General features: G+C 64.1%; 22 protein-coding genes. 16 read left to right on the forward strand and 6 right to left on the reverse strand.

The features are described from left to right. Positions 1–20: 20 nt before the first annotated feature. Complete coding sequence (locus Q0L48_RS12035; RefSeq protein ID WP_296721314.1) at positions 21–983, reverse strand: glutathione S-transferase family protein; 963 nt, start codon at positions 981–983, stop codon at positions 21–23. Positions 984–1,172: 189 nt separating this feature from the next. Between Q0L48_RS12035 and Q0L48_RS12040 the strand changes: the two genes are divergently transcribed. The 4 genes from Q0L48_RS12040 (at position 1,173) to hisN (ending at position 3,664) form a co-directional block, all read left to right on the forward strand. Then, complete coding sequence (locus Q0L48_RS12040) at positions 1,173–1,352, forward strand: hypothetical protein (RefSeq protein ID WP_296721316.1); 180 nt, start codon at positions 1,173–1,175, stop codon at positions 1,350–1,352. 143 nt (positions 1,353–1,495) lie between these two features. After that, complete coding sequence (locus tag Q0L48_RS12045; protein ID WP_296721317.1) at positions 1,496–2,431, forward strand: ribose-phosphate pyrophosphokinase; 936 nt, start codon at positions 1,496–1,498, stop codon at positions 2,429–2,431. A gap of 118 nt (positions 2,432–2,549) precedes the next feature. Beyond that, a complete protein-coding gene (locus Q0L48_RS12050; RefSeq protein WP_296721319.1) occupies positions 2,550–2,897 on the forward strand; it encodes a ribose-phosphate pyrophosphokinase in 348 nt (115 codons plus the stop codon). Next, on the forward strand, positions 2,894–3,664 hold the full coding sequence (hisN, locus tag Q0L48_RS12055; RefSeq protein ID WP_296721320.1) for a histidinol-phosphatase: 771 nt from the start codon (positions 2,894–2,896) through the stop codon (positions 3,662–3,664). The genes Q0L48_RS12050 and hisN overlap by 4 nt, the downstream gene beginning before the upstream one ends. Here the strand turns inward: hisN and Q0L48_RS12060 are convergent. Continuing rightward, positions 3,661–4,725 carry a fatty acid desaturase gene (locus Q0L48_RS12060; RefSeq protein WP_296721322.1) on the reverse strand — a complete coding sequence of 355 codons (1,065 nt, stop codon included), beginning with the start codon at positions 4,723–4,725 and terminating at the stop codon, positions 3,661–3,663. The genes hisN and Q0L48_RS12060 overlap by 4 nt on opposite strands. A 273-nt stretch (positions 4,726–4,998) precedes the next feature. Between Q0L48_RS12060 and rpmI the strand changes: the two genes are divergently transcribed. The 11 genes from rpmI (at position 4,999) to Q0L48_RS12115 (ending at position 16,234) form a co-directional block, all read left to right on the forward strand. Continuing rightward, a complete protein-coding gene (rpmI, locus tag Q0L48_RS12065) occupies positions 4,999–5,202 on the forward strand; it encodes a 50S ribosomal protein L35 (protein ID WP_054119415.1) in 204 nt (67 codons plus the stop codon). 47 nt (positions 5,203–5,249) lie between these two features. After that, positions 5,250–5,609, forward strand: coding sequence for a 50S ribosomal protein L20 (rplT, locus tag Q0L48_RS12070; RefSeq protein ID WP_296721324.1), 360 nt, complete (start codon positions 5,250–5,252; stop codon positions 5,607–5,609). A 176-nt stretch (positions 5,610–5,785) separates the two neighbouring features. After that, positions 5,786–6,709, forward strand: coding sequence for an AraC family transcriptional regulator (locus Q0L48_RS12075; RefSeq protein ID WP_296721326.1), 924 nt, complete (start codon positions 5,786–5,788; stop codon positions 6,707–6,709). Positions 6,710–6,827: 118 nt separating this feature from the next. Further along, complete coding sequence (locus tag Q0L48_RS12080) at positions 6,828–7,757, forward strand: AraC family transcriptional regulator (RefSeq protein ID WP_296721327.1); 930 nt, start codon at positions 6,828–6,830, stop codon at positions 7,755–7,757. An 88-nt stretch (positions 7,758–7,845) separates the two neighbouring features. Next, a complete protein-coding gene (gene pheS, locus Q0L48_RS12085; protein WP_296721329.1) occupies positions 7,846–8,946 on the forward strand; it encodes a phenylalanine--tRNA ligase subunit alpha in 1,101 nt (366 codons plus the stop codon). After that, entirely contained in the window at positions 8,943–11,330 is a 2,388-nt protein-coding gene (gene pheT / locus Q0L48_RS12090) for a phenylalanine--tRNA ligase subunit beta (RefSeq protein ID WP_296721331.1), read from the forward strand. The genes pheS and pheT overlap by 4 nt, the downstream gene beginning before the upstream one ends. A 21-nt stretch (positions 11,331–11,351) precedes the next feature. Further along, positions 11,352–12,872 (forward strand): peptide chain release factor 3, encoded by a 1,521-nt coding sequence (locus Q0L48_RS12095; RefSeq protein ID WP_296721333.1) that lies wholly within the window; start codon positions 11,352–11,354, stop codon positions 12,870–12,872. Positions 12,873–12,923: 51 nt separating this feature from the next. Continuing rightward, on the forward strand, positions 12,924–13,793 hold the full coding sequence (locus Q0L48_RS12100) for an alpha/beta hydrolase (RefSeq protein WP_296721335.1): 870 nt from the start codon (positions 12,924–12,926) through the stop codon (positions 13,791–13,793). Between the two features lie 11 nt (positions 13,794–13,804). Then, positions 13,805–14,362, forward strand: a complete 558-nt coding sequence (locus Q0L48_RS12105; RefSeq protein ID WP_296721337.1) for a pyridoxamine 5'-phosphate oxidase family protein — start codon at positions 13,805–13,807, stop codon at positions 14,360–14,362. 199 nt (positions 14,363–14,561) lie between these two features. Beyond that, entirely contained in the window at positions 14,562–14,900 is a 339-nt protein-coding gene (locus Q0L48_RS12110; protein ID WP_296721339.1) for a P-II family nitrogen regulator, read from the forward strand. A 59-nt stretch (positions 14,901–14,959) separates the two neighbouring features. Then, complete coding sequence (locus tag Q0L48_RS12115) at positions 14,960–16,234, forward strand: ammonium transporter (protein WP_296721417.1); 1,275 nt, start codon at positions 14,960–14,962, stop codon at positions 16,232–16,234. A 277-nt stretch (positions 16,235–16,511) separates the two neighbouring features. On the opposite strand, the gene Q0L48_RS12120 is transcribed toward Q0L48_RS12115, so the two are convergent. From Q0L48_RS12120 to Q0L48_RS12135, 4 genes are read right to left on the reverse strand one after another with little or no spacing between them, the layout of a single operon-like run. Then, positions 16,512–18,101, reverse strand: coding sequence for a GMC family oxidoreductase (locus Q0L48_RS12120; protein ID WP_296721340.1), 1,590 nt, complete (start codon positions 18,099–18,101; stop codon positions 16,512–16,514). Between the two features lie 23 nt (positions 18,102–18,124). Continuing rightward, a complete protein-coding gene (locus Q0L48_RS12125) occupies positions 18,125–19,087 on the reverse strand; it encodes a sterol desaturase family protein (RefSeq protein WP_296721342.1) in 963 nt (320 codons plus the stop codon). Beyond that, positions 19,080–19,490, reverse strand: a complete 411-nt coding sequence (locus tag Q0L48_RS12130; RefSeq protein WP_296721344.1) for a hypothetical protein — start codon at positions 19,488–19,490, stop codon at positions 19,080–19,082. The genes Q0L48_RS12125 and Q0L48_RS12130 overlap by 8 nt, the downstream gene beginning before the upstream one ends. Before the next feature lie 27 nt (positions 19,491–19,517). Next, a complete protein-coding gene (locus tag Q0L48_RS12135) occupies positions 19,518–19,949 on the reverse strand; it encodes a TIGR01244 family sulfur transferase (protein WP_296721346.1) in 432 nt (143 codons plus the stop codon). A 275-nt stretch (positions 19,950–20,224) separates the two neighbouring features. On the opposite strand from Q0L48_RS12135, the gene Q0L48_RS12140 reads away from it, so the two are divergent. Continuing rightward, positions 20,225–21,001: a cold-shock protein gene (locus Q0L48_RS12140; protein WP_296721348.1), complete on the forward strand. Its 777-nt coding sequence runs from the start codon at positions 20,225–20,227 to the stop codon at positions 20,999–21,001. Positions 21,002–21,066 lie beyond the last annotated feature (65 nt).

Here is a 21,066-nt window from a genome sequence, read left to right on the forward strand (position 1 = left end):
CGCAGCCTTTGTGGTTTCGTCTAGCTCGCTCCCGGCACAAGCGGATCCGGCCCCGCAGGAACGATACCCGCCGGATTTATGTGCGAATGGCTCTCGTAATAGTGGTGCCGGATGTGGTGGAAGTTCACCGTTTCGGCGATGTCCTCCAGTTCATAAAGCCGCCGGGTAAAGGCCGCTAGGTTCGGATAATCGGCGATCCTGCGGATGTTGCACTTGAAGTGCCCGTGATAGACCGGATCGAAGCGGATCAGCGTCGTCCAGAGCCGGATGTCTGCCTCGGTTAGCTGGCCCCCGACCAGCCATTCTTCGCCCTCCAGCCGCTTCTCCAACTCGTCGAGCATCGCAAACAGCGGTGTCACGGCCTGCTCGTATGCCTGCTGCGAGGCAGCGAAGCCGGCCTTGTACACGCCATTGTTCACCGCGTCGTAGACCCGGTCGTTCACCGCATCGATCTCGGCCCGGAGCGCCTCGGGATACAAATCGCGCTCATTCGCGCCGCAATCATCGAAGGCGTTGCCCAGCATGCGCAGGATATCGGCGCTTTCGTTGTTCACGATGGTGCCAGTCTTCGTGTCCCACAGCAGCGGCACGGTGACATGGCCGGAATAGTCGGGCTTGGCCCTCGTGTAGACCTGATGAAGGTGCTGCGCGCCGCATAGCGGATCGGGCGTCACGCATTCGCCTGACCGGAACGACCAGCCGCCCTCCTTCATCAGCCAGTGCACCACCACCAGCTCAATTGCGCCCGTAAGGCCTTTCAGGTGGCGCGCAATATTGGCCCGGTGCGCCCACGGGCAGGCGAGGCTGATATAGAGCCGATAGCGCCCCGGTTCGGCCGCGAATCCGCCTGTCCCGCTCGGGCCGGGCGATCCGTCGGGTGTTATCCAGTTACGAAAGGCGCTCTCGTCGCGCTCGAACGCGCCGCTATCGGCGTCATTGTAATCCCATTCGTCAAACCATTCGCCGTCTTTGAGGAAGCCCATGTTTCACCTTTATGCTATGATGGAGAAAGCAGGGTGCAAGCCATTGGGTTCCCAAGCCGCGCAAGACTATCCGCGTTGCAGCGGCTAAAGCGAGACTGGCTTGGGATAGAGAGCGAACCGGCGCGGCACATTGGCGTTTCGGCAGCGTTTTTTCAGAGCCATCAATCCGAACGAGAAGGAGAGCCGACCATGGCCACAGTCCCACCGGCCAAGCCAGACGAGATCCAGCCCGCCACGCCTCCGGAAAAGACCCCGCCGGTGCCGAACGAGCCGTTCGAGCCGCAGCCGCCCGAAACCGAGCCCACGCCCCCCGATATCGACGAACCCGGACGCGGGCCGGACGAACTGCCGCCGGGCGAGATGAGGTAAGCCAGCACACCTTCACGCTGCTTTCGACCCTTCGCCCACGCGCGACATCATCCAACCGGTCGACAACCGCGCCCTTGCGCGTTGCAATTCCATGACGCCTCGCTAGGCGGGTTGCGTCACGTGCCAACCGGGGATTCGCAGCGATGAAGATCATGTCCGGCAATTCGAACCTGCCGCTTGCCCGGGCCATTGCGGCCTATCTCGAAATCCCGCTGACCGATGCCAGCGTGCGTCGTTTCGCCGATGAGGAAGTGTTCGTCGAAATCCACGAAAACGTGCGCGGCGAAGACGTGTTTGTCGTCCAGCCGACCAGTTTTCCGGCCAATGACAACCTGATGGAACTGCTGATCTGCATCGATGCGCTGCGGCGTGCTTCGGCCAAGCGGATCACGGCGGTGGTGCCCTATTTCGGCTATGCCCGGCAGGATCGCAAACCCGGCCCGCGCACGCCGATTTCGGCCAAGCTGGTGGCGAACCTGATCACCGAGGCGGGCGCTGACCGGATGCTGGCAGTCGATCTGCACGCCGGGCAGATTCAGGGCTTTTTCGATATCCCGACCGATAATCTGTATGCCGCGCCGGTGATGGCGGCCGATATTCAGGCGCGGTACGGCGATCAGGATCTGATGGTCGTCTCCCCTGACGTAGGCGGCGTGGTGCGCGCGCGGGCACTGGCCAAGCGGCTCGACAATGCTCCGCTCGCGATCGTCGACAAGCGCCGTGACCGGCCGGGCGAAAGCGAAGTCATGAACATCATTGGCGACGTTTCGGGGCGCCACTGCATTCTGATCGACGACATCGTCGATTCGGGCGGAACGCTGTGCAACGCCGCCGAAGCGCTGCTGGAAAACGGCGCGAAGTCGGTCGCCGCCTATATTACCCACGGCGTGCTGTCGGGCGGCGCGGTGGCGCGGATCAACGGGTCGAAGCTGAAAGAGCTGGTGATTTCGGACTCGATCCGGCCGAGCGAGGCGGCAGAACAATCCGACCGCATCCGCATCATGACCATCGCCCCGCTGGTGGGCGAGGCGATCCGCCGGATTGCCGACGAAAGCTCGGTCAGCTCGCTGTTCGACTAACCTCGTCATTGCGAGCCGCAGGCGAAGCAATCCATGGCCCGACCTTTCACCAAGAGGAAACGGCAGCCCATGGATTGCCGCGTCGCTTCGCTCCTCGCAATGACGAAGGGGTGACGCAATGTTCGACCCTGCCGAAATGCGAGCCCTCCTGATCGAAGCGGCCCGCGCGCGTCAGGTCTTTACCTATGGCGGGATGCTCAACATCCTCGGCCACACCTTCACCCGCCCGCTGATGCGCCAGTTGTGCAAGGTGCTCGACCGGATCGACGAGGATGGACGAGCCTGTGGCGAACCGGGTCTAGCGGTGCTGGTGGTGCGCCAATCCGACGGGCTGCCGGGGCAGGGCTGGTTCGTCAGCCGCGCAGGCGTTTACGACGACTTGCCGCACGAATGGGAGGGGCCGGAGGCGCGGCGCTATGCAGAGGCTCGACAGGCTGAAGCGTTCGATTATTGGAAAGCGTCATGACCGATAAAGACCTCGCCCTCGCCCTGCGTCTTGCCGATGCTGCCGGAGCCGCGATCCGTCCGCTGTTTCGCGGCACGTGGGAATCCGAATGCAAGGCCGACCGCTCCTTCGTAACCGAAGCCGACCGCGCTGCCGAAGCCGCAATGCGGCGGCTGATCGAAGCGGAGTTCTCCCGCGACGGCATCATCGGCGAGGAATACGGCACCCGCAACGAAGGCGCAGGCCGCCAGTGGGTGCTGGATCCGATCGACGGCACCACCAGCTTTATCGCCGGACGCCCGATCTTCGGCACGCTGATCGCGCTGCTGCAGGATGGCTGGCCGGTGCTCGGCATCATCGATCAGCCGATTGCGGGCGAGCGCTGGGTGGGCCGTATCGGCCAGCCGACGCTGTTCAATGGCAAGCCTGCCGCCACCGCGCCGTGCAAGAACCTTTCCGATGCGGTGCTCGCCACCACCAGCCCGCACCTGTTCACCAATGAGGAAGCGGACGCCTTCATGTCGGTCGCCAAGCAAGTCGCCGAAAAGAAGATCATCTACGGCGGCGACTGCTACAATTACGGGCTTGTCGCCAGCGGCCATATCGATGTGGTGATCGAGGCCGGGCTAAAGCTGTATGATTATGCCGCGCTGGTGCCGGTGGTCGAAGGCGCAGGCGGGATGATGGCCGACTGGCAGGGCAATCCGCTCGATGCGGGGTCGGATGGCACGGTGATCGCACTGGGCGATCCTGCCCGGCTGGAGGATGTGCTGGAGGCGATGGGCTAGGCCGCCTGCTGCGTTCTGCCCTGATCCGACACCGCGCGCGAGGCTTCCCGAAAGGTGACCAGTCGTCGCTGGTCTTCTGCCCACAGTGCCAGCCGGACCGGGCCCAGTGCTTCGCGCGCCGTGAAGCGGTTCAGCGTGCGAAGCTCGGGCTTTGCATCCAGCACTTCGGTCAAGCGATAGAACGGAATCCGGCTCGCCAGGTGGTGGACGTGGTGCACGCCGATATTGCCGCTGAACCAGCGCAGCGGCTGGGGCAGGTCGAGATGCGAACTGCCCAGCAGCGCCGCATCATGGAACGACCAGTTATCGGCGGTATCCCAATGCGCCTCTTCGAACTGGTGCTGGACATAAAACAACAGCACACCCAGCGATGCCGCGACGAGCAGCACCGGCAGCACGACCATCACGGTTGCGGCCAAGCCGAAGCTGTAGATCAGCCCGCCCAGAATGGCGGCGATGACAATGTTGGTCGCCATGGAACTGACCCAGTAGGTCGCCCCTTCCTTCATCAGGCCGATCGGCAAGCGGTGGCGCAGCAGGAACAGATACGCAGGCCCGATCCCGAACAGCACGATCGGATGGCGGTACATGCGGTAAAGCAGGCGCTGTATCCGCGTGCCTTCGTAGAATTCGCGCACGGTCAGCGTATCGACATCGCCATTGCCGCGCGCATCCAGATTGCCGGTGCTGGCATGGTGGAGCGCGTGCGAGCGCTTCCAGCAATCATAGGGGGTGAAAGTGAGCACGCCCAATGCCCTGCCGGTCCAGTCATTGCCGAGCCTGCCGGGCAGAAACGCACCATGCCCGCAATCATGCTGGATGATGAATATCCGCAGCAGAAACAGCCCTGCCACCGGCACCAGCGCAAGCGCCAGATAGATGCCCGATTGCACCGCGAACAGCATCGCGGCCATGATGCCCGCAAATGGAACCAGCGTGATTGCCAGTTCCCAAAAGCTGCGTGCGGGGTGGGCCTTGGCGAAGATTTTCAGCTCGCGCATCAGCGCTCGCGGATCAAGCGCAGCGGTGCCAGCACGCTCTGCGCAATCGGGATTTGTCATCAAATTCTTTCTTGGTCGGGAGGATTCGCGGTTCTGATAGAAACATCTTTGCCGTAGAGATAGCTTGCTTGGAAGCGGTTTCCAGAGGTGGCCGTAATTCTGTCAGAAGTCCGCGCCGGCTTCAACGCCGCCGTGCTCCGTGCGCCGCAAAACCCTTGCCTTTCACCCCTCGCTTGCCTAAGCGCGCGCACTTCACTGACACGAATCAATCAGCCTGCCTGGCGACAAGGGCTGCCATGGCCGGTTCCGACGTGTCTCAATCAGGAGATGAAAATGCCCAAGCTGAAGACCAAGAGCGGTGTGAAGAAACGCTTCAAGATCACCGCCACCGGCAAGGTCAAGCACGGCGTCGCTGGCAAGCGTCACCGTCTGATCAGCCACAATGCGAAGTATATCCGCCAGAACCGCGGCACTTCCGTCCTGTCGGCGCATGATACGCCGACGATCAAGAAGTGGGCTCCGTACGGGCTGGATTGATGCGGCGGGCCATCGGCCCCGCGTCTTCAAGATAAGGATATACTAGTATGCCACGCATCAAACGCGGTGTTACCACCCGCGCCAAGCACAAGCGGATTCTCGATCAGGCCAAGGGCTATCGCGGTCGCCGCAAGAACACCATCCGCGTCGCCCGTCAGGCGGTCGAAAAGGCCGGGCAATACGCCTACCGCGACCGCAAGGTGAAGAAGCGCACGTTCCGCGCCCTGTGGATCCAGCGCATCAATGCTGCCGTCCGCATGGAAGGCCTGACCTATTCGCAGTTCATGCACGGCATCAAGCTGGCTGGCATCGAACTCGATCGCAAGTCCATGGCCGATCTCGCGATGAACGAAGGCGGCGCCTTCAAGTCGGTGATTCAGCAGGCGAAAGCCGCTTTGCCGGCCTGAAATCAGGTGAGCACATCCCTGCCAGCATAAAGCGGGCAGGGGCGACTTGGCGAACAGAACAGGGGCGGGCTCTTGCGGGAGCCTGCCCCTTTCGCGTTTCAGCCAACCGCACTGCGCGGTTGTACAAACCCGTCAACGTCCTTGTATAAATACGCCATCTGCGCGTATCTGAAGATATGGGCGACAATCGGCAGATCCAATCCGCCCCATCGGCGACACGGACAGGCGACTACAGCCTGACCGCCGAATTCCGCGACCCGCCCGCGCTGTTCGAGGGCTGCTTCACCACCTTTTATCACGTATCGCTCGATATCGGCCCGGATGGCGCGCAGCTCACCGATTACCTGCAGCCGGAATGGGGCAATATACGCTTCTTCTGCGGCAGCGCGCCCGAGGCGGTGATTGGCGAACAGCGGGTGGCCGGGGCACGGTTCGTCGCGACCGGGCCAAGCACGCTGCCGTGCCGGTTCACGGTAGGGCCGATGCGGATGTGGGGCGTGGGGTTCCTGCCGCTGGGCTGGGCGCGGTTCTTCGATGCCGATGCGAGCGCCTGCGCCAATCTCGTGTGCGATGGCGCCGAGCATCCCGCCTTTGCCCGGTTCGCCTGCCTCGACGAAGCCTTGTGCGATCCCGAAGCCACGCCCGATGAACAATATGCAGCGCTGGTCGATGCCATGACGCAAGTGATGCGTCCGACCCGCGACGATTCGCGCATCCGCCGCGTTCACACCGCGCTGGTCAGCGGCGATCAGGCTTCGGTCCACGATCTGGCCGATGCCTGCGCCATGAGTATCCGCACGCTGGAGCGTGTGTGCGCCCGCTATTTCGGCTTCTCGCCCAAGCTGCTGATGCGGCGTCAGCGGTTCATGCGCAGCCTCGCCACCTTCATGCTCCACCGCGGCAGCCGCTGGACCGAGGCGATGGACGATCATTACCACGATCAGGCGCAGTTCACCCGCGAGTTCCATGCATTCATGACCATGAACCCGAGCGAATATGCCGCGTTGGACCACCCGATCCTGACCTCGTTCATGAAAGCGCGTTTGCAGGCCCGGGGAAGCGCGGCCCAGACACTCGATTCGCCGCCGGATCGCGCCTGACCGGAGAATCTGCGATTCGAAGATGCGGGCGAAAGTGGCACGGCGTCATGACCGGCGAACCGCCTTCTTCCCCAATCTGAGGGATTGCCGGGCGGCATGCGTATAGCGCAATGTCACCATGACGTTTTACGGGGGGGAGCAACAGCGGATGTATGCGGCGAGGGGCCAGTCGGTCCACATGCACTACAGCTTGCCCGCCGCGCCGCTGCGGCCATTCGTCACGGCGTTTTACTGCGCCGATGTCACCTGCTCCCCGCGCGACGCATGGCTGGAGGATTATCTCCAACCCGAATGGGTCAATCTGCGGTTTCTGCTGAACACCGTGGCCCAATCCGCGATCGGCGCAGGGGAGTTGCAGCGCTGTTCCGATTTCAGCGTGACCGGACCGACCAGCCGGGCGTCTCGCTTTCGCCTGCGATCGGGGCGGGTCTGGGGAATCGGTCTTTTGCCGGAGGGATGGGCCGCGCTGCTTCCGGCGCAGGCGGGGGATTATGCCGATCGCCTGGTCGATGGGCTGGCCGATCCGGTCTTTGCAGGCTTCGTCCCGCTGGCGCGTGCACTGGCGGCGAACGACGGAGGTTTCGCGCAAGAGCTTGAGCTGATCGAGACGCATGTGGGCGAATTGTTCGCGCACGCTCCGCCGGTTGATCCGGCTATCGCCGCGTTAACCGCTGCACTGGCCGATCCGGAACGCGTCGCAGTGGCCGAACTGGCCGAGCAGCTCGGCATGACCACGCGCTCGCTCGAACGCCTGTCGCGGCGCGCTTTCGGTTTTACGCCCAAGCTGCTGCTGCGCCGCCAGCGATTCCTGCGCAGTCTTGCGCGCTTCATGCTCGACCCTTCGCTCAAATGGCTCGGCGCGCTGGACGACTTTTACTATGACCAGTCGCATTTCGTTCGCGACTTCCGGTGCTTCATGGGGATGAGCCCCTCGGCCTATGCCAAGCTCGACAAGCCGCTGCTGATCGCCGCGGCGCGGGCGCGGATGGCGGTGGCGGGGGAAGCGATGCAGGCGCTGCACCGGCCGGTCGGATCGGGCACGCTCTAGCCGGGTTTGCGCGACTGGTGCTTTGCAAAACCCGCCATTTGCGGCTAGCGGACGCGCGCGCGCACCGCGCCAACCGATACGACAGGTCATGACCGAACTTGAACTCGACAAACAGGCCGCGCTTGCCGCGATAGCCGATGCCGCCACCCTTGATGCGCTCGAGGAGCAGCGGCTTGCCGCGCTCGGCAAGAAGGGCTGGGTCAGTCTTGCCCTGAAAACGCTGGGCGGCATGAGCCCGGACGAGCGCACAGCTGCCGCCCCCGCTATCCAGAGCGCGCGCGCCGCGATTGCCGATGCGATCGAGGCCAAGAAAGCCGCGCTCGAAGCTGCCGAGCTCGAAGCGCAATTGGCGCGCGAAACGCTCGACCTGACGCTGCCCGCTGCGGCAGCGCCCAAGGGATCGGTGCACCCTGTCAGCCAGGTGATGGACGAACTCGCCGAAATCTTCGCCGATCTGGGCTTTGCCGTGGCGACAGGTCCGGAGATCGAGGACGACTGGCACAATTTCACCGCGCTCAACATGGACGAAACCCACCCGGCGCGGGCGATGCACGATACGTTCTATTTCCCGGATCGCACGCCCGAAGGCCGCGAGATTCTGCTTCGCACCCACACCTCGCCGGTGCAGATCCGTTCGATGCTGGATCAGGGCGCGCCGATCCGACTGATCGCGCCGGGCCGGGTTTATCGCAGCGACAGCGATGCCACCCACACGCCGATGTTCCATCAGGTCGAAGGGCTGGTGGTCGACAAGGACATTCACCTCGGCCACCTCAAATGGACGCTGGAAACCTTCTTCAAGGCGTTCTTCGAGCGTGAGGATATCGTGCTGCGGCTGCGCCCGTCCTACTTCCCCTTCACCGAGCCGAGCGTCGAGGTCGACGTCGGCTATTCCACCGAAGGCGGCCGCAGGGTCGTCGGCGGGCACGGCGATGCGCCGGGCCACGCGTGGATGGAACTGGGCGGCAGCGGGATGGTCAACCGCCGCGTGCTGGAATTCGCCGGGATTGACCCTGACGTATATCAGGGCTTCGCATTTGGCTTGGGGATCGACCGGATTGCCATGCTGAAATACGGGATGAATGATTTGCGCGCTTTCTTCGACGGCGACCCGCGCTGGCTGGCGCATTACGGGTTCAGCCCGTTCGACCAGCCGACACTGTCTGCGGGCGTGGGAGCGAAAGCATGAAGTTCTCGCTGACCTGGCTCAAGGATCACCTTGAGACCACCGCCACTGTCGCCGAAATCTGCGATGCGCTCAACGCCGTCGGGCTGGAAGTCGAAGGCGTCGAAGACCCGGCGGAGCGGCTTGCGGGCTTCCGCGTGGCCCACGTGTTGACCGCCGCGCGCCATCCCGATGCCGACAAGCTGCAGGTGCTCACCGTGGATACCGGAGAGGGTGATCCCTTGCAGGTTGTCTGCGGCGCGCCAAATGCGCGGGCCGGAATGAAGGGCGTGCTGGGTCTTCCCGGCGCGACCGTCCCTGCCAATGGCATGGTGCTGAGGAAGAGCGCGATCCGCGGGGTCGGATCCAACGGCATGATGTGTTCGGTGCGCGAGCTCGAACTGGGCGAGGATCACGACGGCATCATCGAACTGCCCGATGATGCGCCGGTCGGCACCAGCTTCGCCGACTATCACGGCGCATCGCCGGTGATCGAGGTGGCGGTGACACCCAACCGCCCCGATTGCATGGGGGTTTACGGCATCGCGCGCGATCTCGCGTCCAAGGGGCTGGGCACACTGAAGCCGATTGCCACGCCTTCGTTCAGCGCGTCGGGCGCGTGCCCGGTCGAAATCCGCACCGACGATCCGGAAGGCTGCCCGGCGTTCTATGGCCGCGTGATCAAGGGCGTCACCAACGGCGCCTCGCCCGACTGGTTGCAGCAGCGGCTGAAAAGCGCTGGGCAGCGACCGATTTCGCTGCTGGTCGACCTCACCAATTATCTGATGCTGGGCTACGGCCGTCCGGCGCACGTGTATGACCTCGCCAAGCTTTCGGGCGCGATGGCGGCGCGCCGGGCGATCGATGGCGAGCAATGCCAGGCGCTCAACGAGAAGACCTACACGCTCGACGCGAGCATGACGGTGATCGCCGATGAGAGCCAAGTACACGACATCGCCGGGATCATGGGCGGTGAGCATTCGGGCGTCAGCGAGACGACTACCGACGTGCTGCTCGAAATCGCCTATTTCGATCCTGCCCGGATCGGGGCGACCGGGCGCAAGCTGGGGCTGGCGAGCGACGCGCGCACCCGGTTCGAACGCGGGGTCGATCCTGAATTTCTGGATGCTGGCCTCGATCTGCTGACCGGACTGATTGTCGAGCTGGCGGGAGGCTCCGCCAGCGACGTGGTGCGCGCCGGTTCGCCGCCGAGCAATGCCAAGGTGATCGCGTTCGATCCGGCACTGACCACGCGCCTTGGCGGGGTGGAGGTGGCCGAGGCCGAGCAAAAGCGCATCCTTGAAAGCCTCGGCTTTGCCATCTCCGGCGACTGGCAGGTCACCTGCCCGCCGCGCCGCCACGACATCGAAGGCCCCGCCGATCTGGTCGAGGAAGTCGTCCGCATCCACGGGCTCGACAAGGTGGCGAGCGTCGCTTTGCCCCGCGCAGAAGGCGTCGCCCGCCCGACAGCGACGCCGCAACAGAAGCTTGAACGCGGCTTGCGCCGTGCCGCCGCCGCAACCGGCCTCAACGAAGCGATAACGTGGAGCTTCCTGCCCGAATGGGCGGCGGAGCATTTCTCGTCAGACCAGCCGCTGTGGGTGCTCGCCAATCCGATCAGCGAAGACATGAAGGCAATGCGCCCCTCGCTGCTGCCCGGCCTGCTGATGGCGGCCAAGCGTAACGCCGATCGCGGCGCCAGCGGCTCGCGGCTGTTCGAAATCGGGCGGCGATATTTCCGCGCCGGCAATGGTCTGAGCGAGGAAAAGCCGACCCTCGGCATCGTGCTGGCGGGCGAAAAGGCGGAGCGCGGCTGGCAGGCTGGCAAGGCCAAGGTGTTGGATGCCTACGACGCCAAGGCGTTGGCGCTCCAGCTGCTCGAGGCGGCTGGCGCGCCGATCCAGAACCTGATGGTGATGGGAGAGGCGGGCGCGCAGTTCCACCCCGGCCAGTCCGCGACGCTGCGGCTCGGCCCCAAGACCGTGCTGGCGCGTTTCGGCATGGTGCATCCGGCAACGCTCAAGGCTTTCGATGTCGACGGCCCGATTGCGGCGGTCGAACTGTTCCTCGATGCCATCCCGGCCAGGAAGAACGCCGCCTTTGCCCGCCCCACCTTCGCTCCGCCCGCGCTGCAGGCGGTGACCCGCGACTTCGCCTTCCTGGTGCCTGTCACGCTGGCCGCCGGCGATCTCGTTCGTAGCGTGCAGGGCGCGGACAAGGCGGTGATCACCGGGGTGCGCGTGTTCGACGTGTTCGCGGGCGCGGGCGTTCCCGAAGGCCACAAGTCGCTCGCCATAGAAGTCACGCTGCAGCCGGGCGAGGCCAGCTTCAAGGATGCCGACCTCAAGGCGCTGGCCGAGAAAATCATCGCTGCCGCCGCCAAGCTGGGGGCCGCATTGCGCGGCTGATGCCTGCGCTCGGGAAACATCATGTCCAATCGCCGCACCTTCGCGATCATCTCGCACCCTGACGCGGGGAAAACCACGCTCACCGAAAAGCTGCTGCTGCAAGGCGGCGCGATCCACCTTGCGGGCGAGGTTAAGGCGCGCGGGCAGGCGCGGCGCGCGCGGTCGGACTGGATGAAGATCGAACAGCAGCGCGGGATTTCGGTCACGTCCAGCGTGATGACCTTCGCGCGCGACGGGATCACCTTCAACCTGCTCGACACGCCGGGGCACGAGGATTTCTCCGAAGACACCTATCGCACCCTGACCGCAGTCGATTCGGCGGTGATGGTGATCGACGCGGCGAAAGGCATCGAACCGCAGACCCGCAAGCTGTTCGAAGTATGCCGTTTGCGTTCGGTGCCGATCATCACCTTCGTCAACAAGGTCGACCGCGAAGGCCGCGATCCGTTCGAAACGCTGGACGAGGTCGCCGATATGCTCGCGCTCGATGTCAGCCCGCAGATGTGGCCGATCGGCATGGGCGGCGAGTTCGAGGGCATTCTCGATTTCGCCACCGAAACGGTCAGCCGCGGCGAAGGCAATTCGCGCGAATTTCTCGGGAAGCGTGATGCGGACGCGGCGATACCCGAGCGCTTCGCCGACGAGATAGAACTGGCGCGCGGCGGCTATCCCGAATTCGACCTCGAAGCGTTTCGCAACGGCGATCTCACCCCGGTCTATTTCGGATCGGCATTGAAGAATTTCGGCGTGACCGAACTGATCGACGCCATTGCCCGCTACGCCCCGCCGCCGCGGCCGCAGCCCGCGGGCGAGGAGCAGATCGAGCCGACCCGCGACGAGGTCACCGGCTTCATCTTCAAGGTGCAGGCCAATATGGACCCCAACCACCGTGACCGGATCGCGTTTATGCGGCAGGTTTCGGGCACGTTCAAACGCGGGATGAAGCTCACCCCGTCAGGTCTGGGCAAGCCGATTGCGGTGCATTCGCCGATCCTGTTCTTCGCGCAGGACCGCGAGATCGCCGATACCGCCGAGGCGGGCGACATTATCGGCATCCCCAATCACGGCACACTGCGGGTGGGCGATACCCTGTCCGAACGCAATCAGGTGCGCTTCACCGGGCTGCCCAACTTCGCGCCGGAAATCCTGCGCCGCGTGCAGTTGCGCGATCCGACCAAGACCAAGCAATTGCGCAAGGCGTTGGACGACCTCAGCGAAGAGGGCGTGATCCAGGTGTTCTATCCCGAGATCGGATCGCAGCACATCGTCGGCGTGGTCGGCCAGCTGCAGCTAGAAGTGCTGATTTCGCGGCTGGAGGCGGAATACAAGGTCGAGGCGGTGCTCGAACCATCGCCCTTCGCCACGGCGCGCTGGATCAAGGGCGACGACAAGGCGCTCGACGAATTCGCCGGGTTCAACCGCGCCAATGTCGCGCGCGACCGTGATGGCGACATGGTGTTCATGGCCAAAAGCCCGTGGGACGTGAGCTATCAGGTCGAAAAGAACCCCGGACTGGTGTTTTCGGCGACCAAGGAACGGTAAGGGGTCGCGGTAGGCTTGCGAGCGGGCGACGTTCGCGGCATTGCATTACTTATGCACGACACCGGCCCTACTTCGCAGACCTTCATCTCCCAGCGCCTTCGCCTCAATTACGAAGACTGGGGCGGCAGGGGCAAGCCGCCGCTGGTGCTGGTGCATGGCGGGCGCGATCATGCGCGCAGCTGGGATTGGACCGCCAAGGCGCTGCGTGAAAATTACCACATCATTGCGTTGGACCACCGCGGCCACGGCGATAGCGACTGGGTGTCCGACGGGGTCTATTCCGCGGCTGACATGGTCTATGATCTGGCGCAGCTGATCCATCAGCTCGGCGTCGGCCCGGTGCGGATGGTGGCACATTCGATGGGCGGCAATGTGGCGCTGCGCTATGCCGGAGCCTTCCCCGACATGGTGACCAAGCTGGTGGCGATCGAAGGGCTCGGCCCGTCGCCGGAACTGCGCGAAAAACAGCGCGCCGTGCCCTATCCCGAGCGCCTCGCCGAATGGATCGAGAAGAAGCGCAAGGCGGCCGGGCGATCGCCGCGCAAATATGACAGCATCGAAGCCGCCTTCGCCCGGATGATCGAGGAAAACGCCTACCTCACCGAGGAACAGGCGCGGCATCTGACCGTCCACGGGGTCAACCGCAACGAGGACGGCACCTATAGCTGGAAGTTCGATCCGCACCTCAACGTCTGGCCGGTCGAGGATGTGGCGGACGAATTCATCGCTGCGCTGTGGAGTGCTATCACCTGCCCGACGCTGCTGCTTTACGGTGCGGATAGCTGGGCTTCGAACCCGGAGAAGGACGGGCGGATTGCCCATTTCAACACCGCCAGGGTGATCGAGTTCGAAAAGGCCGGTCACTGGCTGCACCACGACCAGTTCGATCGCTTCATCGCCACCTTGCGCGATTTCCTCTGAAAGGCGGCGCGATGTCTGAGTTGTTCGATCGCCTGAATGATGATCACATCGCGATGATCGCCGCCCAGCCAGTGTTCTTCGTCGCCACCGCCGCTGCCGAGGGGCGCATCAATCTCAGCCCCAAGGGGTATGACGCGGTGCGGGTGCTGGGGCCGAGCCGGCTGGCATGGCTCGATCTGGGCGGATCGGGCAACGAAACGCACGCGCATCTCGCTGAAGATGGCCGGATCACGCTGATGTTCTGCAATTTTCAGCAGCCCGCGCTGATCCTCAGGGCCTATGGCCGCGGTGTTCCGGTGCTGCCGCAGGACGCGGAGTGGGAGGATTTGGCGGCGCATTTCACGCTGCTTCCCGGTACCCGCCAGATTTTCGATATCGCGGTGGACAGCGTGCAGACCAGCTGCGGCTGGGGTGTGCCGCTGATGACGCTGGAAGACGAGCGCGCCACACTGGTGAAATATCACCGTCAGGCCGACCCCACGACGTGGGAGAGCAAGACCGCCGCCCGCACCCGCAGCATCGACGGCCTGCCGACCCGGCCAAGCGACCGCTACATCGCGGGCGAATGAGCGATCGGGGCGGCTGAAGCGCCCGATGCGGCGCAATCCCTGCCTAATTTATAATCATTTGATTAAAGCCTAGGCAGGGGTTCTCCCGCGCCTGCGAAGAATCCATCCAAAATCCCTGCTGCAACTGCGTTACACAAATGTGGCACGTTAGTTGCATTGCCTCTCGTGCCGGAATGGTCCGGCGCGACAGGGGGCATGAATGAAGTTCATCATCGCCATCATCAAGCCATTCAAGCTCGATGAAGTGCGTCAGGCGCTGAGCGCCATCGGCATTGCCGGGATGACGGTTACCGAGGTCAAGGGCTTCGGTCGCCAGAAAGGGCAGACCGAGATTTATCGGGGTGCCGAATATTCCACCAACATGCTGCCCAAGGTGAAGCTCGAAATCGCCGCAAGCGACGAGATCGCCGCGCAGGTGGTCGAAACCATCCAGCAAACCGCCAACACCGGCTCGATCGGTGATGGCAAGATTTTCGTGCTCGATCTCGCATCGGCCACGCGCATCCGCACCGGCGAAGCCGGCGAAACCGCACTTTGAGGGGGACAGGGACCTTGGACCGTATTTTTCTTCGTCTTGCCGCCCTTGCTGTCGGCACCATGCTGGCTGCCGAACCGGCGCTGGCCGCACCCGCCGTTCCCAATCCGGGCAACAATGCCTGGATGATGACATCGACCATCCTCGTATTGCTGATGATCCTGCCTGGTCTCGCGCTGTTCTACGGCGGCCTCACCCGGTCGAAGAACATGCTGTCGACCATGACGCAGATCGGGGCGACTGCGTGCCTCGCGATGCTGATCTGGGTGATGTGGGGCTACAGCCTCGCGTTCGGCGACACTGTTTATGAAGGCACGCTCGGCCTGTTCATCAGCGGGGGCAGTTACTTCCTGTCGGGCACCGATGCCAGCAGCACGGCGGCGACCTTCACCGATGAAGTCATCAGCAAATATGTCTTCATCAGCTTTCAGATGACCTTCGCTGCGATCACCGCTGCGCTGATCCTCGGCGCTACGGCGGAACGCATGAAATTCAGCGCGGTGATGGCCTTCGTGCCGATCTGGCTGACCATCGTTTACTTCCCGATTGCGCACATGGTGTGGGCGGGCGGTGGCCTGCTGTTCGAAGACGGCGCGCTCGATTTTGCCGGCGGCACCGTGGTCCACATCAACGCCGGGGTTTCCGGACTGGTGCTGGCCTATCTGCTCGGCAAGCGTCGTGGCTTTCCCTCGGAACCGATGCCCCCGCACAGCATGGTCATGACGATGATCGGCACGGGCTTGCTGTGGGTGGGCTGGTTCGGGTTCAACGCCGGTTCGGCGCTCGAAGCCGACGGTTCGGCGGGCCTCGCGATGATCAACACCTTCGTCGCAACTGCGGCAGGCGCGCTCACCTGGATGGTGATCGAGCGGGCTGCAGGCCACAAGGGATCGGCGCTGGGCTTCTGCTCGGGTGTGATTGCCGGCCTGGTCGCGGTGACACCGGCTGCAGGCAATAGCGGCCCGTTCGGCGCGATCCTGCTCGGCATTGTCGCATCGGCTGTCTGCTATGTCTTCGTCGCCAAGGTTAAGGCGAAGTTCGGTTACGACGACTCGCTTGATGCTTTCGGCATCCACGGGATCGGCGGCATTGTCGGCGCGATCGGCACGGCGGTGGTGTACCAGCCCTTCCTCGGCGGCCCCGGCGACGGCTCGACCCCGCTCGCCGACCAGCTCGGAGTCCAGGTCTTCAGCGTCCTGGTCACCATCGGCTGGGCCGCCATCGGCACCTTGATTGCAGGCTTCCTCGTCAAGCTGACCATTGGCCTCCGGGTCGATGAAGAAGCCGAGATCAACGGCCTCGATATCTCTGAACACGGGGAGCGCGCCTACAACTAGGCACCTTCTCCACCAAGCTTGGCGGGGGGAGGCTCTCTCTCCCTCTCCTCTCCCCCCGCCTCACCTTGTTCCTCCTGCGAACGAACACACTTGATATGGCCGGAGTAGCGCAAGCTCTCCGGCCTTTTTTTGTTTGGATTGTTTGTGATGCGACCGCGCCTCCGCGCGGTCGTCCTCGCCGCGTTTCGCCCTGCGGGCTAGCGGCTGCGGGCGGGCGGTCGCCCTTGCGGCCCGCCCGCTAGCGGGCAGGATCAGCGTTCGAGGGTGGCGTTGGGGCTTAACCTCTTTCCGCCGCCATCACGAAATCCGCGCACCGCTCGCCGATCATGATGCTGGGCGCGTTGGTGTTGCCGCTGACCAGCTTTGGCATCACGCTCGCATCGGCCACCCACAGCCCTTCGAGCCCGTTGAGCTTCAGCGTCGGATCGACCACCGCATCGGCGTCCGAACCCATGCGGCAGGTGCCGACCGGGTGATAGACCGTGTCGGCGCGGTTGCGGATCATGTCGTCGAGCGCGGCATTGTCGTTCAGATCGACGGGGTGCCGGTCGGTCGGGCCATAGGCCTGCAACGGCGGCGCTTCGGCGATCCGGTGCGACAGGCGCACGCCTGCGCGCAGGCAGGCCATGTCGCGCTCGTCATCGAGGAAGTTGGGATCGATCAGCGGCGCAGCGGCAGCATCGGGCGAGCCGAGCCGCACCGTCCCGCGGCTTTCGGGGCGCAGCACGCAGGCGTGAAGCGAAAAGCCGTGCGCCTTGATCTTCTCGCGACCGTGATCTTCCAGCACCGCAGGGACGAAGTGCCACTGCACGTCGGGTGCGGGCGAATCGGGCAGCACCGTCCAGAACCCGCCAGCTTCGGCATAGGGGGTGGTCATCACACCGCTACGCTTGCGGCGATGTTCGATCATGGCGCCGACCATCCGCAGGCTTCCCTTCAGCGAACTGCCGATCGGAACGTCGCTCGTCGTCTCCCAGCCGGAGACATAATCGATATGGTCCTGCAGGTCGCTGCCGACCGCAGGCCGGTCGATCACCACGTCGATCCCGTGCGTCTTGAGGTGCGCCGCGGGTCCGATGCCGGACAGCATCAGGATTTGCGGGGTGTTGAAGGTTCCGGCGGACAGCACGACGCCGCGGCGGGCGAACAGGGTCTCCACCTTGCCCTTCCGCCGCACCTGCACGCCGGTAACCCGGCCATCCTCGATCACCAGTTTTTCGACCGCAGTATCGGTCCGCACGGTGACATTGCCCTGATCGCGGACCGGTTCGACATAGGCGCGCGCCGCAGACCATCGTTCGCCCTTGTGCTGGGTGACCTGATAGATCCCGAAGCCTTCCTGCCGATCGCCGTTGAAATCGCGCGTGGTGCGCAACTGCAGCGCGGCGGCGGCTTCGACGAAGGCATGGCTGGCGGGATTGACGGCGGTCTGGTCCGAAACGAACAGCGGGCCGCTCGCCCCGTGGTATTCATCCGCGCCGCGCTCGTTCGCTTCGGCGCGCTTGAAGTAGGGGAGCACGTCATCGTAGCTCCAGCCGGTGCAGCCTTCCGCGGCCCAATTGTCGTAATCCCAGCGGTTGCCGCGGATATAGACCATCGCGTTGATCGCCGAGGAACCGCCAAGCCCGCGTCCGCGCGGCTGGTATCCGGTGCGCCCGTTCAACCCCTTCTGCGGGACGGTGTCGTATCGGTAGTTCGATTTTTCAGGGATGAAGGGCATGAAGCCCGGTGTCTTGATCCAGACATTATTATTATGACCGCCGGCCTCGATCAGGCAGACGCGGCGCGTACCATCGACAGCCAGACGGCCCGCAACGGCGCTGCCCGCACTGCCACCGCCGATGACGATGTAGTCGAAGCTTTCCATGTTCTCTCCCTTTTGGGGGGAGACTAGGCAGCTTCGGTTGCCTCTGCAATCGCGTTTCGAGTCGCAACTGATGTTGCGGCGGGTGCATCATCCCCGCCGGCGCGGGCCTGCCAGCGGGCGCGGATCATGTCGGATGTCTCGCGGCTGCCATCATGGGTCCAGCCGGGTTCGCGCAGCAGATAGCTCAGCTTGTGCCGCCACGGCGCGCGCCAGATGTCCGCGATCATCCCGATCCATTCGTGGAACACCGCCCACAGCAGGTTGAAGCTGCCGAGCTGCTTCACGATGCCGTACCGGATCGCTTCTTCATCGCGCTCCTGCTCGAACGTGCCGAACATCCGGTCCCAGATGATGAAAACGCCCGCGTAATTCCGGTCGAGATAGCGCGGATTAGTGGCGTGGTGGACGCGGTGGTGCGACGGCGTGTTCATCACCGCTTCGAACCAGCGCGGCATGCGCTTGATCGCCTCGGTATGGATCCAGAACTGGTAGATGAGGTTGAACCCGCCACAGATCGCGATCATTGCCGGGTGAAAGCCGAGCAGCACCAGCGGCACCGCAAACAGGAAGCCGAAGGTGAACATGCCGGTCCACGTTTGCCGCAGCGCGGTCGACAGATTGTAGTGCTGCGAGGAATGGTGGTTCACATGGCTCGCCCACATCCACCGCACGCGGTGCCCGGCGCGGTGGACCCAGTAATATTTGAGGTCGTCGAGCACGAAGCACACCGGCCATGCCCACCACACGGCCCACCATTCGGGGCCGAAGTCGAAGACCTGGTATTCGTAGGCTGCCAGAAACGCAGCGACCGCGAAACCGCCCAGCAATGCCCCTGCGACAGTCGAGCCCAATCCGAAGGCGAGGCTGACGAGGGTATCCTTCGGCTCGTACGCTTCGGGCGCCCGCAGTTTGGCCCAGAGCATCTCGGCCAGAACCGCGACCACGAACAGCGGCACGGCATATTGGGTGGGGTTGAAATCAGGCATCGCCGGGCGATCCTAGCCGATTGATCGCGTCGGCCCAAGCGGCAGGATCGGGGATGGTCAGAAACACCCGGCCGAATCGCGCCTCTCCGCAATCGATGGCGATATTGAACGTGTCCGATTCGCCGGTCAGTGCCGCCCGAGCCTGCGCCGTCAGCAAGCGTCCGGCAAAGCGATTGCCGTGCGCCTTGATCAGCATGATCCGGCCTTCGCCGTCGCGTACCAGTGCGCCTGTGCCCTTCTCGTCGCAGGCAATGTCCACGGGAGTGAAGCCGTCGTCGACCTCGCCTGCGATTGCCCGGACTGCGTCAGCATGGTTGAGAGGCGCGCGCGGACCGAGTCGCATCCACCACGCAAGGGCCGCAAGGGCGACAATCGCGACCAGCGATCCGGCGGTTTGGAGCAAGAGCGGGGATGCCTCCACCCCGCTGCCTCAATGCGCGGCGAGCATGTCGATCAGCGCGCGAATCGGGCTGATATCGTAGCCCGCTCGCGCCGCGATGCGGGTGATTTCTTCGGGATCGCTGCCTTCCTTGGCCTCGGCCAGCGCCCAAAGAAAGGTCGAGCGGGTACCAGAACGGCAATAGGCGAGAATCGGGCCCTCGGCCTGATCGAGCGCGGCGATCATCGCATCGACCTGTGGTTCGCTGAAGCCCGAATGGCCGATCGGAATCTCGACGTAATTGAGCCCCGCAGCCGCTGCGGCAGCAGCAATTTCGGCCCCCTGCGGCGCATCAGGGTCTTCCCCGTCGGGCCGATTGTTGACGATCATCGTGATGCCCGAGGCCGCTGCCTCGGCGATGTCGCCGACGCCAAGTTGCGGGCTGACCAGCACATTTTCGGTGAGTTTGCGAAATCCGCTCATGGTTCAATCCTGCCGTCGGGAGCCTTGATCCGCCGCGTCATGCCCAACCATGAAGGTTCACACAAGCACCTGTGTCGACCGGTTGTGCAGCGCTGCTTCGCGGCCCGACTCCGGTTCCGGTAAAATCGTTCGCAAAGCAACTCGTTGTGCGCTATGGTTGGCCCGTAAATGTGCTCCGATCCATCGAGCTCGGGGTCACTGTGTCCGGTACGGCTCGCTGTCCACGTCATCGGCACACTGGAGGACGGGCAGCGTGGCAAGGTACGTTTCGAAATATGGGTTACGATAGGGGACGCCGGCGCGGACGCGACAAACGCGACGGTTTCGGCGAAGAAGGCTTCGATCCGTTTGGCGGCGGGAATGACGGCTTCTCGCCTCCGCGCGAATTTGGCGGCGGTGGTGACCGGTTCGGCGGCGGCGGAGGCGGCGATCGCTTCGGTGGCGGCGGCGGCGGCGGTGATCGCTTCGGTGGCGGCGGCCCACGTGGCGGTCCCGGCGGCGGTCCGCGCGGTCCGGGTGGCCCAGGCGGCGGCGCTGGCGCAGGCGGCTTCAGCCGCATGCCGGCGCAGGTCGTCGGCACCGGCAAGGGCATCGTGAAGTTCTTCAACAGCCAGAAAGGCTTCGGCTTCATCCAGCAGGAAGGTGGAGGCGAAGATGTCTTCGTCCACATCAGTGCGGTTGAGCGGGCCGGGCTGGAAAGCCTTGCCGAAGGGCAGGAACTGCAGTTCAACCTGATCGATCGCGGCGGCAAGGTGTCGGCGCAGGATCTCCAGATCGTCGGCGATGTGATTGAAGCCCCGCAGAAGCCTGCAGCGCCGCAGCGCGAACTCACCGGAGAACGCGTTACGGGTACGGTCAAGTTCTTCAACGCGATGAAGGGCTTCGGCTTTCTGGTGCGTGACGACGGACAGCCCGATGCTTTCGTGCACATCAGCGCGGTCGAGCGTTCCGGCCTTTCCGCCATCAACGAAGGCGAACGGTTCGAATTCGACCTCGAGGTCGATCGGCGCGGCAAGCACTCGGCGGTCAACCTCGTGCCGATCGAAGCCTGACGGCTTCTTTTCGGCCCGCACGCCATTTGACGCGCGAAGGCCGGAAGATTATTGAATTGCAGATG

This window comes from Erythrobacter sp., assembly GCF_024305245.1.
In the GTDB taxonomy this organism is placed as follows: Bacteria; Pseudomonadota; Alphaproteobacteria; order Sphingomonadales; family Sphingomonadaceae; genus Erythrobacter.